Raw genomic sequence first — 14,598 nt, forward strand, 5'->3', positions numbered from 1 at the left:
CAACCCTTATCCTGACTTGATTTCAGTTTTTTCTTTGTCAGTAAGGGTGTCAACAAGGAATATTACAAATTGTTAACCGAGTCTTGAAAGCCTTGTGCTACAAAGGTTTGAAGTGTTAAGAAAGATGTGACTAAAGGACAGTTATCAAGGGGGGAAGGGGGGATCGACACCCCCCTTATCAAAGGTAGGGTTAATTCATGAATTAACCCTACCTTTGAGAGTTGATTGATGAATTAACCCTACTATGACTAGATCAGGGGAGCAGAGAAGGGAGGGAGACCCTCCCTTTTATCGTGCCAAGGTAGAACCTTGGCACGATACAAATCGGACTAAATTAGACACAGACAAAACTAATCTCTGCGGATAAAATTTAGACGAAGTTGGCTGCCCCTAGGGCTAATGCGCCACCTCCCTGAAGGATGCTTAAGTTAGTGCCCAAGTTGGCGCCCGCGTTCAAGGCTACTCCCGCTGCCGTAAACACAAGCAGATCGTTACCTGCCGCAATATTGACGGTAAAAGTACCAGCACCAGTGCCAGTGGCAGTGTAGTTCCCTCGGATACCAAAGTTTTGACCGATAGCAATAGCTCCACCCGCTCCTAACAAGGTATAGTTGCCAGCAGAGCCTGTTCGGAACAGGTCAGTGGCCTCGAATGACTGGATAATATCGGGGCCAGAGAGAGGATCGACTGGTGCAGGAGCGGGAGCAGTTAAGTTGGTCAACTGAGCAACAGTTCCATTGGTTAAGTTAACAGTTCCAAAACCACCCACGGCTGGACCCTGTGTCAGAGCGACAGTCGCCCCAGCAGTTTGCACAAAGGTGTCAACGCCTGCACCGCCCGTTAGGGTATCCGCTCCGCCATTTCCTATTAAGGTGTCGCCGGCTCCGCCTGCCGTGATCGTATCATTGAAGGCCGATCCCTGTAACTTATTCACGCCCGTGAGAGAACCAAGAACCGTCGCACCATTGGCGGCATTCCCCATGGCAAAGTTCATTGTTAAACCAGTAGTACCGGTTAGGGCCGAAGCGTCCACTGTATCTGCTATGATGGCACCTTGAACGGTCAGACCTGAATTCCCCGTCACGGTGACTGTCTCGTTTACGCCGGGTGCCTCTTTGAAGATGATGCCCCCAGCACCAATAGTATGACCCGTGGCTGCATTGCTAGAGTTAATCACCAAGCTTTCGGTAAAGAGTTCTGTGGTACCAACCACAGGGTTGAGCGCAAGACCATTAACCGTGATATCGTTTGAAACCCCTACGGGACGGCCAACTAAGTTCACTGTAACCTTGTCGGTGGTCGCCGTACCGTTAGTTGCCAACGTTAATACCCCAGTGTTTTTCCAAATGTTAAGGGTATTTTGTCCAGTGTTATAACGGACAGTGTATGCGGCAAAAGTACCATTTTCCAGAGTAACGGTTTTGACATCATTGCCAAAGAAGTCCGCCCGAAGGGTTTCAGCGGCATTACCAGGCGCGTTTAAGGCTAAGGTTTGGATACCTGTGATGTTCGCATCTTCCTCCGTGATCGCCTCTGCGTTGGCAGGAGTTGCAAACGCTAAGGTATTAACCCCAGCATCACCAGCAATAACATCGGTTTTAGTGAAGCCGTCAGTGAAAGTAATGCGATCATCACCATCTCCTCCAGATACCTTCACCGTACTATTATTGCCAATGGTGAGATTATCATCGCCAGCCCCTCCCGATAGGGTGTGATTACCCGCCGTCGCGCTGAGGGTAAAAGTATCAACTTTTAGGCCGCCTTTAAACTCTAAGTTGCCAGTGGGAGCGACATTTGTCACGGTCAAATCCGCATTAAACGCGCTCGCATCTACTAGCGTTACCGTATTCGCTAGGGAAGTAGCACCGGCAAGAGTTAAAGTTTTATCACCAGTAATGGTTAAGGACTTCAGCCCTAGGACTCCTCCTATTTCGATGGTATTGCTGAAACCGGCGCTGTTCACGGAAACTTTCTCGTAGCCGCCCGTCCCAGAAAGGTTACTTACTGCGAGCACAGTATTCAAACCAGGGAAAGCTGCGGGAACAACTTGATTCAGCTTAATTGCTAGAGCATCTTCAGTGCCTGCTAAAGCCGCATCAGCAATAGTGAAGGTAGCATCAGAGCCGCTAAAACTACGACTGATAGAAATCGTCTCCAGGGCCGACTGGAGGTTAGTCATTGTCAAATTACCACTGGTGTCATTGATATTGACCGTCTTCAGACCCGTAACGAAGGTGGAAAGAACCTTCAGATCGTTGGCCACTAGAGTCGCATTCAAGGTACTGATACCCTTTAACAGGGTAGGCTGAACAGTGGTAATACCCGCCGTATCCTGCTGCCAGAGAATGGTCAAGGTGGGATTAGTTCCTGTTCCCGTTAACTGATCACCCGAAGTAAAGGTATTCAGAACACCGCCTGCCGAGCCTGCTACGGGAGGAGCTAAGAACTGGTTTCCTGACTTAATGTCCACATCGGGCGTTAACACAAAACTGTTGCCCACACTACCCGTCGTTGCTATGTACTGATCGATACTGGCTTTAGCCGTCGTTACGGTAGCGGGATCTTTAGTAACCGTGCTGATGCTCGCCCACCCAGCATTATACTGAGCCGTATTAAACGAAGGCACGCTTCCCGAAGGATTACTCTGCATGGAGGTGCTGAAGTACTGCGAAACCGTTTGACGGTTAGTGAGGGCAGCAATCTCGTCTGCGGTGGCATATTCGTAAACTGCGACAACTAAAGCCTTATAGCTGGCAATGCCATAGTTGGTTCCGTCTTTGCCAATATAGATATTATTGCCAAACTGTGCCAGCCAGTTTTTCCAATAAGTGAGATTCGCTGCGGAAGGGCCGGAACCAAAAAGATTCTGATAGACATCGTTAACGTACTGTTCCGCATTTCCTGTACTAGGAGAAATGAGATATCCGTAGGTTGGGGGATTGCCATTGGTGAGGCTGTTAAAGGTCGCAGGATCAGAAGCGGCTGCCGCCCATCCCTGTACAGCCTCTACCCAACTATAGGTAGCTTGATTAAAGCTAATGGGGGAAACTGGAGCCTTAAAATAGGCAATATTGAGGAAGGTTAAAGCACTGCTAGGAAGAAGAGCCATAGTTTTCTTTGAACTCCAAAAGTTTTACTTAGAGAGGGATAGCTACATCATGATGACAGATAGTAGAGGTTATGTAACCACATCATGGTGGTGATCAGAGTAGAGATATGTTATCAGGTTTATCGAGTCTAAGAGTAACTAAAAACCATTGCTTTTGTCAAGATCTCGGTTCATTTAGTTTTACTAGACTTGGCAGTAATCAAGATTCAAAAAAAGTTCATCGCTTAGCTGGTAATTGATTTTGCATCTAGGTTGGCCAGGACTTCTCTAGAACCTGATTAGTTCCCGCTGAAACAAGGGAGCAGAGGGCTTCAGTAGTACCAATTTTTGGGAAAACTGGCATTCGTGTGGACAAAGACACAATCTAGGGAAGCCAAAATCCCCTCTGGGTTTCGATAAGGCTCAGTAACATCCCATAGCCGGAAATTGAAGGGAAGTAGCCAGTTAGCAATTTCCGTTAATAGGGGGGTTTCTGGCCCATAGCCACGATACAGCCAACATTCTAGCAAAAGAACTTCCACTTTGGCTAGGGTCTGGGTAGCTCCCTTCAAAATACTTAACTCATTACCTTGGGTATCAATTTTAATGACCTGAGGTTGGGGTAGATTCAATTGTTGCATTGCTTCATCCAACCTTAGCATGGGAACCTCGACGAGCCGTGTCTCTTGATCGGGGGGAGTCACGCTCAGACAACTGCTGGCTAAAATATTGTCGAAGACAGTCATGGCCAGATGACAATTGCGATCGCCTAGTGCATACTTGTGCAAGGAGAAGGACGGATAAATTCTTAAGGTTTCCTCCATAAACTGGCGATAGTCAGGACTGTGATCAATCAGTGGCTCAAAGAGGTGAAAGTTAGCCTGGGGCAAGACTTGTTTCATGTAGAAAGACCAAACACCGTCAGAGGCACCAATGTCAAAGACAATGCTGGGGTGGTAGCCTAAGTTAGCTAACCGTTGAAAAGCTTGACGGTCTAACTGAAGAACGGAGTCATCCAGATTGTCCTGGTGCTTTTGATAGTCAGCCCTCAGAGATGGGTTATGGGGAGCGAGTTCAGTCACGAGTTCTTTTGTCCTGCTTGATATTGTATTTTTCTTAATAGTTTTACTTGATGGCTACAAAGGTATGGGAAACTGATAAAAGCTCTTCTTTTGTATAACCTTTTGCATTTAATTCCTCCAGAATTTCATCGGTTAATAAGTTCTCGCCGTCCTGCCAAATTTCATCTCTGATGATGTAGGAAACATCCAAAGGTTCAACAGCTTTTAGGTATTGAGTTGATGGTCGAAAATTAAAATAATCGGAAAACATAAAATTTACTAAATTTTCTGCGTAGCTATTTTGGTCGTCCTTAATTAAAGGTACAGAAAGCAAATTAAGTTTTTCCAGCAGCTCAACAAAGGGAACTAGAGCCTGAAGAGTTTTATGTTGGTTAAGATACTCTAATATTTGATTTTTTGCTAATCTTAAGTGAATCCAGGGATAATCTGAAAACAAGCCATACTGATGATGACCATAGTAAGAATTCCACAGAGACGCACCAACGCAGTAAATCAATTCTCCCGGTTTAGTCACACGAAACATTTCAGCAAAGGCTGCTTCAATGTTAAGAATATGCTCCATTGTTGCCGCCGAAAAGACTATATCATAATAGTTATCAGGCCGAGACATTGCTTCGGCTGACTCCTTAAAATAAGTGACCTTCTCGTTAACAAATCCCGTCCCAATTTCTGCACAGATATCAACTCCATGTACTGCGGCTGACTGAAGGAAAAGTTGACAGTCTCTACCATCATTACAGCCGACAATTAGGACTTTTTTTTCGTGCAGTTTATGACTCGGCACATACTTGAGACAATCTCTGGCATAATAGTCTAAATATCCCATAAATATCCTGACAATTAATAAGTGACTTAGGCGTAGTACCAATCGGGCATTAGGCCAGATTTGGTGTTGATAAAAAAGCAGTCCAATGTGGCTAAAATCCCCTGTTCATTGCGATAGGGGTCTCCCACATCCCAAAGTCGAAAGTTATAGGACAACAACCACTCAATAATTTCAGTTAACAGGGGGGTGTTTGATCCGTAGCCTCGATAGAGCCAACATTCTAGAACTAAAATATCCACATGGGGTAGCGTTTTTTCTGCCCCTTTAAGTATCGATAATTCACTGCCTTGAGTATCGATTTTAATAACTTGTGGAATTGGTAGGTTCAAGGTGGCAATGGCATCATCTAAGGTCATTTGTTGGACTTTAATAGGAGTCGTCCGTACACCAGTATTGGTCATATCTAAAGCTGTACTACTGACCACGCTATCAGAAAAGACATTCATGGTGATTTCTCCTGTTTTTTCTCCCAAAGCAATTTTGTGTAATTTAAAGGAAGGATATATTTCCAGGGCTTTTTCAAGGAACTCTTGATAGTCAGAGCAGTGGTCTATGAGAGGTTCAAATAAATAAAATTCTGCTTCCGGTAAAATTCTTTTGATGTAACAAGACCAACCACTATTAGAAGCTCCGACATCAAAGATAACTCTAGGTTCATGGCCGAGTTTTTTAAGCCGTCTAAAAGTTTGTCGGACTTCCTGCAAAACTTGATCGTCCAAGTCATCCATCATTTTTTGGTAATCTTCGTTAAATTGATTAGTTTTGTTAGTCATAATTGAAACAGTTAACAAGCAGTTGTTTTTGAGAAACTAATTAATCTACTATGGCAGTTATCTTAATGGTGAAGTAGGAAGTCTCTGGTTTTAGGGAACGCCAGAACTGCGGAACACTCGAACAGTAGCTGGTGGTGCAGAGATGATGCCAAATCCCGTTATACTTCATCTTTATAGGCAACGCTGTAAGTCCAACTAGATTAGGATTTTGCTGCTATCTTCATCTAATCCTACAAAATCTTTCCCTTGATATTCCCGCAAACCAAAGCAGTTAAAATCTCCCGGTCTGGAAGTTTTATAGAGAGTGATTTTTTCTGAATAGTTTATCATCGATAAATCATTATGAAAATTCTCCAATAAATAACGAAGATAGTTGTCGCAGTAGTAGGGGCGAGCTAAATAACCTTTATTAAAACCACACAGAAAAAGTTTCAGGGAAAAAGGAAATTGATCAAGAAAGTTAAAAACTGCGGCTGTCACTTGGGGATAACTGGGGTTAAAAAAGTCATCCATACAAATTATTCCTTCCTCACTCAAAAGCTGATTAGCAATCTGTAAATCGTTAAAACAAGCGGAACCGGAATGGGCTCCATCTATGTGGATCCATCTACAGCTGGAAAAAAACTGGTGAAGATTAGCTTCATTTTGCCAAAAATTTTGAGATTTACATCGATAAAAATTACTGTTAGAGTGTACATTTCTGAGAAGCTCTTGGGCTTCGTCAAACATAATCAAGTCAACTAATAGGCAGGTTTCTTCTGGGTTAGCATGAAGACAAGATAAAATAGCCGATTTTCCTTTCCACACTCCTATTTCCAAAAAATTACCTTTGATATAATGGCTGGTTTGATAATTTAGTAGGCAATCCCAGGTTATAGCGGCTTGCTCTATAAAAAATCCCTCAACTGAAGCTGATTGACTGACATACTCTTGAAATTTACTTGCCATAATTTTACTCTTTATTGCTGTTTTACAGTCTGATTTGTTAGCAGATTTTACCTAAAATCCTACTAATTAAAATTAAGCAGAAAAGTAGGTAGCTGGCATAACGGAAGCAGACCAAAGTAGGGCTTGATGAAAGACCTGATAATCTTGAAAAAAGAAAACATTGCCCCAAGAATTATCGAGGGAATAGGCAGAATTACAGTAATAACTAACGTCGGAACTGCCCCAAATACGATAGATAACTAGATGCCAGTGATAATCTCTTTCCTTCATAGCAATGCACCGCACTTAAGGTTGCCACTGTGTTCCTCTCGGAGAATACCATAAATTCGTAAAAAACACCAACTTTTTTCTTCAACCATACTTGAGCGTGGACTAGGATTTTTTCAAACTATCCCTGATTAAACAACTCAATATTTATCCAAGATTTTAATAAGCATTAGAGAAATAAGTTGCGGGCATGACACAGGAACACCATTTAAGTGCTTCACTAAAAATAGAATGCTCCTGAAAAAAGAAAACATTTCCCCATGAACTACCAACGGATATTAAGTGATTACAATAAAAACTCACCTCATTATTAGGAAATACTCGATAAATTACAATAAACCAACGATAGCCGCGTAATTTCATTGCTTCGACAAGATTCGGTAAGCGGTTGTCCACCCCAAACTCACCAAAAGGAAACTTTTCATCCCAAAACTCAGCAACTACCACAGGATAACGATAATCTCCCATCCCTTGAATAACTTGTAAGTCAAAACCTTCGGTATCAATTTTTACCAAACCAACTTCCATGGGAACCTGCTGTTGCTGATGTAAGGTTTCCAGAGTTGTCACCGTAATAGGAACTTTTTCTGTAAAGACCATCCCTTCTGGTAACGAATGGATGTTAATACTGCTCAGTAGAGTATAGTCAGCGTCAGGATAAAGGGGTTGACTATTGGGGTCATTAACCAGATTTTGATCCCCGACTAGGTGCAGCTCTCTCTCCTCATTTATCGCTCCTAATGCTAAAGGAAAAACGTGAAGATTAGAGAAATTAGATAGACGATTTTTTAATTTTTCGACAACGGGTAAAAACGGTTCAAAGGCATAAACTTCATAGCCTGTTTGCAATAGTCTTTCTGTTACATCCCCCTGATTGGCTCCAATATCTAAGGCAGAAGGATAGGGAAGATAGGAGTATAAATAACACATCAATTCAACTTCAACTCCTGGAAAATTAATCTGATTAGTAACAACTTTAAATTTGTGGCTATGGATATCACTATAAATATTTGTGAGTGTTTCCTGATTTTTTTGAAAATATTCCTGAGTTTCTTTTTGAAACTGTTGAAACGTTTGATAAATAGCCTGCTGTTGCTGTTGGGAATCTTGATAAATTTTCTCGATCGCCTGATAAATAGCCTGCTGTTGCTGTTGGGAATCTTGATAAATTTTCTCGATCGCCTGATAAATAGCTTGCTGTTGTTGCTGGGAATCTTGGTTAAATTGTTGAATGCCTTGAACGATATCTACGGAAAACTTGAGCAAAAAAGCTTGATTTTCCAGTGATAAATCAGCCTTTCGCTTGGCTTCTGCATTTTCTTGTCGGATTTGCTCCGTGGAGTTATTAAGTTGCTCAACTTTAAAATCTAAGGGATCAAGCTGATTAAGTTTCTCCAGTTTTTCCAGTTTTTGGAGTTGGTCAAATTGGACATGACTGAGTGAATCAAGTTTTTCTAGAAATAAATCTTTGACTGCTTTAACTCGCTGAACTATTTTATTTTTGGCTAATAATTGTTTGATCATTTTGGCTAGTAATTGGGTAAATTGTCTTAAGCTTGACTGGGAGAATTTTCAATTTTACGGCTAGTTTCAGGAACTAACAAATCTTGACGAATAAAGACCACTTCTTTTTGGAGAAGTGTGCCATCAATGGGGGATCTCCATTCGCCGGTTTCGTCATAATAACGGAAACCAAGCTGATCCAAAAGATTAAGCATTTCATTGAAAACGAGAGCGTCCTGATCATAGCGAATAAAGGAGAGTTCAGCCACGACTAAATCCACCTGAGCGATAAATTCTTTCGCTCCTTCTAAGACGATATGCTCGGCACATTGCACGTCTAATTTTAATATTCCCCTGCCAGAAATTTGCTCATCTGTCGCCACCTGATCGAGGGTTTTTACTGCCACTGTAATCGTTTCATAGTTTCTAAAATCAGCGGGAGTAAGCAAGGAACTACCGTACAAATCGGGGGAAACTTGAAAACTTAACTGACCAGCTTGATTAGAGATGGCAATTTCTAGTAATTCCGCTTTAGGAATATTACAGATATAGTAATTTCTGGCCGATTGCTCGTATTTTGAGATTAGCGGATCGATGAGGATAAAGCGAGCTTCTGGGAATAATTGACTAGCGGTATGAGACCAAATACCGTGGGAAGCTCCCACATCAACCACAAAATCGGGCTGATATTTTTGCCCTCGTAAACGTCGCATGACTTGATATACTTGAGCATAATCTTTATAAATAATTGCGGGAACGGGTGGTTCAATAAAGTGAACTAAATCGATTGGCGATCGAGGTAAAATCGCTTCAAATCTGTCATCGGCTGCTTGTTCTTTTTCTAGGGACTGCCACACCCATTGATCTATCCCTTGATCGGAGAATTTTGCCGCTACCTTAACGGCATTTTCTCGCATTCTTTGCTGATTTTCTGGTTTAAGAACGTAGTCCACGGCTGCTGCCAAACTTTCAGGTGTATAATCACAAACCACACCAATTTGAAAGCGATTAATAAAGTTAGCCGACGAGGTTTTATTACTGCCTAAAAGAATTACTGGGGTGTTAGCGGTGGCGAGGTTAAAAATAATCCGGCCGGGTAAACTAAGGCGCGACAATTCTGTCCGATCATCTCTTTCGTCCATGGTTCCCGTGGGAACAATAACAAAGGGATATGCTTGTAGTTGTTGTCCTAGTTGTTCTTCGGGATAAAGTCCTTGGCTATAAAGTCCCCATTTTTCTAATTCTGCGGCAGATTCTTGGAGCCAATAATAGTTAGAATTGCCATACCAATCTAGTTTAATTCCTGCTCCTTGAATACTCTCTAAAAGAGATTGGAACCATTGGGGACTCCAAATGCTCCCTAATAAAGCTCCCCATTTTTCTTGACAGCGTTGGGGAGAAACTTCGGCAACTTCACTATTAATGAGACGGTGGGGGACGATCGCCGGTAGGAGCCAAAATTTGTAGCCGTACTTATTTTCGTAAGCGTCGCGGAGTTCGGGATGGGTGGCAAAACGAACGGAACATTTGCTTAAAAACTCTTTCATTAAAGCATCGGGAATCTCCTGAACGCAGATATTTTGATCGTCCATGATGTAGGTGGCAAGGGGAACATTAAATAACTCCTTAATAGCGATCGATGTCAGCAGATCGCTGGCATAGTAAGGGACACAAAAAACGCTCTCAATCTGGTTGTGTCCAAGGGTTTTTAGCACTGACTGAAAGACTTGCGCTCGCGATAGTTCCTGGTGATCAAGAAGAAGACTGAAAGCGCCAAAATTCTGTTCACCACCGTAGTGATCAGCGGAACGTATGGAAATAATTTGACGATTATCGGGAAAGATTCTTTTTACTAGGGCCCCTGTGCCGTGCTGTTGATTGACTTCACAGGGGGTAATGACAGCATTGCCGCAGATGTAGTGGTTCTGGAAGATAGCAAAGCGATCATCGATGGGTTGTCCCTGTTCTAATGATCGCCAGAGCCAATCGTCAAAATGATCGGCTTTTAAGCTTTTGGCTAATTGATGACTAGCCTGACGAAGTTTTAGTTGATAGTTATAGGTGCGGAGTTTGGCGATTTCTGTTAAGAAATTTACGGCCGCATAATCACAGACAGAACCGAGATTATACTCTTGCACAAATTTAGCTGCAGCACTATCCTTCTGACCGACCACCAGAATGGGGGTGTTAGCGGCAGCGACGATAAAAGGGATGCGGGAGGGTAAGCTCAAATAGGAGAATTCTGGCCGATCCTGTTCTTGTGGGGAACTGCCAGTGGGAACAAGAGCAAAAGGAGCTTGACGTAGGCGGTTAATTAGGTCAGCTTGGGGACAGTACCCTTGAAAGAAAATTCCATCCTGCGCTAATTCTTCCTCTTGGAATTGCAACCATTGACGATTGGGATTACCATACCAATCAATTTTTATTTGGGATTCCCGACATAACTGACGCAGTTTTTCTAACCAATTCTGAGACCAAATATTACCAATTAAAATACCTCGCCCCATCAGATCAGGCATGACAATTTCAGGGGGAAACAGATAGCTTTCGACGAGGGGAGGGATAAACCAGATCTTCTGCCCATATTTTTTTTCATAGGCTTGTCCCAAGAGCAGAGAAATGCCTAAAATTAAATCGCTGCTATCGATTAATTTCTGAACTGCTTCATCGTCAACGCCATCAACATAGACATTCTGATCATCCATCAGGTAGGTACAGAGCGGGACTTGAAAGAGAGATTTAATCGCTGTGGCTACATAAAAATCTTCGATAAAGTAGGGAATTACTAAGACTCTTTTCGGTTTTAAATAAACAAATAAATTTTGGATTTTTACTAAAATTTCCCCGTAGGAACAACCGCGCACATCTAGGCAAAAATTCTGGACACCAAAATCTTGATCTCCTCCGTAGAGATTAGTGGTTCGTAGGGAGACTATCTCACTGGTATCAGGGAAAATTCTCTTTAAAAGAACCCCGACACCGTGATTCTCATTGATTTCGTTTGAAGATACTATAATATCATAACTTTCTTGGAATTTGTCGGCAAAACTATTTAAGTCTTGTAACGACAAACTAAGTTTTTTTTGTAGTTCCTGATAAGAAGTGAGCATAATGATTAATTTTAATAGGCTTTAGCTATAGACATTTCATTGATTTTGACAGGGTTTCTCTGAAAAACAAGGTATAAACTCGTTTCGCCTACGGCCTCGTCATTAAGATAACTGCCGTATTTTTTCTTGGTTATCCCTCAAGAAATTTTATATTTTTCGATATACCCTGTCAAGTTCATTCTCATCCATCCCACAAAACCGAGATTGATCCTTGCAGGTCTTAATGTTTTAAGATTGTTCATCTCCTTTTTACTGACTTCGGCAACTGCTCTCACAATGACCTTTTGATATCACTTTTTGTTTCCCCATCGGGAATTATCATCTTACCTTGGCAGACTAGAACTGATGCACCACCCAGAGAAACTTCCGTGATTGACCGGTTGTTTTTCTGAAACTTTAATTGTAAACTGCTGGGTCTGCCCATTTCCACTCCTTAGATTATCTTCCATTGATTCATTCCTTCCATAGAAGATTCTAATCCCCCTAGTTTGAGAATTCCGAGACTAATTTGGGGCAGTATAGCACTAGGATAATCTTATGGAACCCTTCTGTCATTTTTTGCCAGAAAAGGGAGAGATGAGCCAATAAAGACCCATCTCTTGGTAATTTATCGCTCTACCTTACTGACAGCCAAGAAGACTTTACTTGTTACCATTACCCTGCATAGCTAAAACCGCATCGCGTAGTTTATCTGGCACTTCTTGCAGGTGATCCTCATCCCACTGGAAGAAACCAACCCCCATAGTCAAAGAACGCAATTCAACGATGAAATCGTGCATTTCCGCTTGGGGGAGATAGGCCGTCACCTGATCCCAACCTTTCCACTCCGCAGAAGCTTCAAAACCCTGAATTTGACCGCGTTTGCCACTGATTAACTGTAAAACCTTGGCGGTGTATTCTGAGGGAGCGAGAACCGTCACCGATAGAATTGGTTCTAATAAGACCGGATGACATTTAGGCAGTCCCTCCGTCATCGCTAGACGGGCCGCTTGTTTAAAAGCTTGTTCGGAACTATCGACACTGTGATAGGAACCATCGGTGAGAGTAACATCGATATCCACCACGGGGAAACCCAAAGGACCATGACCGAGATATTCCCGCACTCCCGTTTCCACCCCGGGGATATACTGTTTGGGGACGACACCACCGACGATGGTTTCATGGAAGTGGAAACCTTCCCCCCGGGGTAAGGGTTTAATATCGAGATACACATCACCAAAAGCACCGTGGCCGCCGGTTTGGTGTTTATAGCGTCCGTGGGATTTGGTGCTGGTTTTAATCGTTTCCTTGTAGGGAACTTGGGGTAAATGGGTGGTCATCGGTAGATTATACTTGCGTGCTAGGCGATCGAGAGCCACTTGCAGATGAATTTCTCCCTGTCCCCAAAGAATCACTTCTTTAGTATCACCGTGTTGTTCCCAGTAGAGGGAAGGATCTTCTTCGATCAGTTTTGTCAAAGCTGAACTTAATTTCACTTCATCCTTGCGATTTGCGGCGGCAATAGCGAGAGCAAAGACGGGTTTAAGCTGTAATCCTCTGGGAAGATCGGGTTTTTGACTGCCGCTGCTAACCACGTCTCCGGTGCCGATTCCTTCCAAACGACCGAGAGCGATAATTTCCCCCGCTTGGGCCTGCTGTAGGGGTTGTTGTTGTTGTCCCATGAGACGATAGATACCACCAATCCGCACACCGTTCAAGGCCATGCCATCGTTAAGGGTTCCCTGCCAGATTCGCGCTAGGGACAGGCGACCGCCCTGGGGAGTAAAATAGGTTTTGAGGATTTGTACCACTGCATCTCCATCCGCACTGGGATCGAGACCGCGACGGTTGGCAGTAATTGTCGGGGCCGGTGTTTCTTCCACTAAAGCGGTAAGGAGATGACGCACACCATAATCCCGTTCCGCCATACCGAAGAACACGGGTACTATCTGATCGGCTCCCAGTTCTTGTTTTAAGTCTTGGAGAATTTCTTCCCGGGAGGGGTTAATATCTTCGAGGAGTTCTTCTAAAAGATGATCGTCAAATTCGGCGATCGTTTCTAGCATTTCTTGTCGAGCAATCTGTTCTTCTTCCTTGAGGTGGTCGGGTAAAGCTACAGGGTCGGCGGGACTGTTAGCATGGTAATGATAAGCTTGTTCGTTGATTAAATCGATGAATCCGATAATTTCGTTGTTCTGACGGATAGGATATTGCTGGGGAACGAGGGGACGACTAGAAACGGATTTGAGAGCTTGTAGGACTTCGTTAAAGTGACTATTACAGCGATCCATCTTGTTGATGAAGATTAGATGCGGAATTTCCCAATCATCGAGGAATTTTAGCAAGGGAGCCAGGGTGAGAACTCGATCGACCACCGGTTCACAAACGATAATAGCAGCACCGGCCCCGACGAGGGTATTATAGGTTTCACTGGCAAATTCGATCGAACCGGGGCAATCGAGAAAGGTAAAATTTAGGTCTTGGTATTGACTATGGGCAACGGAAACTTCTACACTCATCTGTCGATCCCGCGCTTGCGTGGAACTATCACCAACGGTGTTGCGATCGCTAATTTTGCCTTTTCTGGTGATCGCTCCTGTGACGAAAAGTAAACTTTCCAGTAAGGAGGTTTTTCCACTGGAGTAGGGGCCGACAAGGGCCACATTACGCGTGTTTGCTCCGATACTTTGATTCATACAGATACCCCCAAGAATGATTTAGTGATTAGTTGCGGCGATTGGGCGATATTTACACTCGATCGCCCTTGGGAAATATACTGTCATAGCACTGAAAATTACTCTCAGGACGTATTTAGAAGTGAAAGGCCTGTCTTGCCATAATTTTGCCCAGTGCTACAGGTGTATTCTTTCCTACTCTTCACCCTAACTCAGTCTCAAGCATTACATCCCATTCTCGCAATCTCTTGTAAAATCTCGCCTACTTTTAGTTAAGGAACTTGAATAAATGTTAACTAGGGTTTGCTAAATAAGTTTTTCGTGGGTGTGGGGTGTGGGGTGTGGGG

General features: G+C 43.2%; 9 protein-coding genes and 1 pseudogene. All 10 read right to left on the reverse strand.

What is annotated here, in order from left to right:
- Window positions 1–370 precede the first annotated feature (370 nt).
- The 10 genes and pseudogenes from PN470_RS09160 to PN470_RS09205 all read right to left on the reverse strand — a co-directional run bounded on the left by PN470_RS09160 (window position 371) and on the right by PN470_RS09205 (window position 14,272).
- On the reverse strand, window positions 371–3,109 hold the full coding sequence (locus PN470_RS09160; RefSeq protein ID WP_272104358.1) for a beta strand repeat-containing protein: 2,739 nt from the start codon (window positions 3,107–3,109) through the stop codon (window positions 371–373).
- A gap of 311 nt (window positions 3,110–3,420) precedes the next feature.
- Complete coding sequence (locus PN470_RS09165; RefSeq protein WP_016515366.1) at window positions 3,421–4,170, reverse strand: FkbM family methyltransferase; 750 nt, start codon at window positions 4,168–4,170, stop codon at window positions 3,421–3,423.
- A gap of 43 nt (window positions 4,171–4,213) precedes the next feature.
- On the reverse strand, window positions 4,214–4,996 hold the full coding sequence (locus PN470_RS09170) for a class I SAM-dependent methyltransferase (RefSeq protein ID WP_016515365.1): 783 nt from the start codon (window positions 4,994–4,996) through the stop codon (window positions 4,214–4,216).
- Window positions 4,997–5,022: 26 nt separating this feature from the next.
- A complete protein-coding gene (locus tag PN470_RS09175) occupies window positions 5,023–5,769 on the reverse strand; it encodes an FkbM family methyltransferase (protein WP_016515364.1) in 747 nt (248 codons plus the stop codon).
- A 195-nt stretch (window positions 5,770–5,964) separates the two neighbouring features.
- A complete protein-coding gene (locus tag PN470_RS09180) occupies window positions 5,965–6,717 on the reverse strand; it encodes a class I SAM-dependent methyltransferase (RefSeq protein WP_016514399.1) in 753 nt (250 codons plus the stop codon).
- A 72-nt stretch (window positions 6,718–6,789) separates the two neighbouring features.
- Entirely contained in the window at window positions 6,790–6,987 is a 198-nt protein-coding gene (locus tag PN470_RS09185; RefSeq protein ID WP_016514400.1) for a hypothetical protein, read from the reverse strand.
- Between the two features lie 156 nt (window positions 6,988–7,143).
- The gene (locus PN470_RS09190; RefSeq protein ID WP_271935905.1) at window positions 7,144–8,508 is read right to left on the reverse strand and encodes an FkbM family methyltransferase; all 1,365 of its coding nucleotides are present in this window, start codon (window positions 8,506–8,508) and stop codon (window positions 7,144–7,146) included.
- Between the two features lie 26 nt (window positions 8,509–8,534).
- Window positions 8,535–11,597 carry an FkbM family methyltransferase gene (locus tag PN470_RS09195; protein WP_271935906.1) on the reverse strand — a complete coding sequence of 1,021 codons (3,063 nt, stop codon included), beginning with the start codon at window positions 11,595–11,597 and terminating at the stop codon, window positions 8,535–8,537.
- 271 nt (window positions 11,598–11,868) lie between these two features.
- A pseudogene (locus PN470_RS09200) lies at window positions 11,869–12,084 on the reverse strand (PhzF family phenazine biosynthesis protein); the annotation flags it as partial.
- Between the two features lie 154 nt (window positions 12,085–12,238).
- A complete protein-coding gene (locus PN470_RS09205) occupies window positions 12,239–14,272 on the reverse strand; it encodes an elongation factor G (RefSeq protein ID WP_272104362.1) in 2,034 nt (677 codons plus the stop codon).
- Window positions 14,273–14,598: the final 326 nt, after the last annotated feature.

Origin of the sequence: Microcystis sp. CS-574 (assembly GCF_028329095.1) — a bacterium.
Taxonomy (GTDB): Bacteria; Cyanobacteriota; Cyanobacteriia; order Cyanobacteriales; family Microcystaceae; genus Microcystis; species Microcystis ichthyoblabe_A.

Coding starts and splice junctions, on each gene's coding strand:
- PN470_RS09160 (WP_272104358.1), bottom strand. CDS start 3,109: ATGGCTCTTCTTCCTAGCAGTGCTTTAACCTTCCTCAATATTGCCTAT.
- PN470_RS09170 (WP_016515365.1), bottom strand. CDS start 4,996: ATGGGATATTTAGACTATTATGCCAGAGATTGTCTCAAGTATGTGCCG.
- PN470_RS09175 (WP_016515364.1), bottom strand. CDS start 5,769: ATGACTAACAAAACTAATCAATTTAACGAAGATTACCAAAAAATGATG.
- PN470_RS09180 (WP_016514399.1), bottom strand. CDS start 6,717: ATGGCAAGTAAATTTCAAGAGTATGTCAGTCAATCAGCTTCAGTTGAG.
- PN470_RS09185 (WP_016514400.1), bottom strand. CDS start 6,987: ATGAAGGAAAGAGATTATCACTGGCATCTAGTTATCTATCGTATTTGG.
- PN470_RS09190 (WP_271935905.1), bottom strand. CDS start 8,508: ATGATCAAACAATTATTAGCCAAAAATAAAATAGTTCAGCGAGTTAAA.
- PN470_RS09195 (WP_271935906.1), bottom strand. CDS start 11,597: ATGCTCACTTCTTATCAGGAACTACAAAAAAAACTTAGTTTGTCGTTA.
- PN470_RS09205 (WP_272104362.1), bottom strand. CDS start 14,272: ATGAATCAAAGTATCGGAGCAAACACGCGTAATGTGGCCCTTGTCGGC.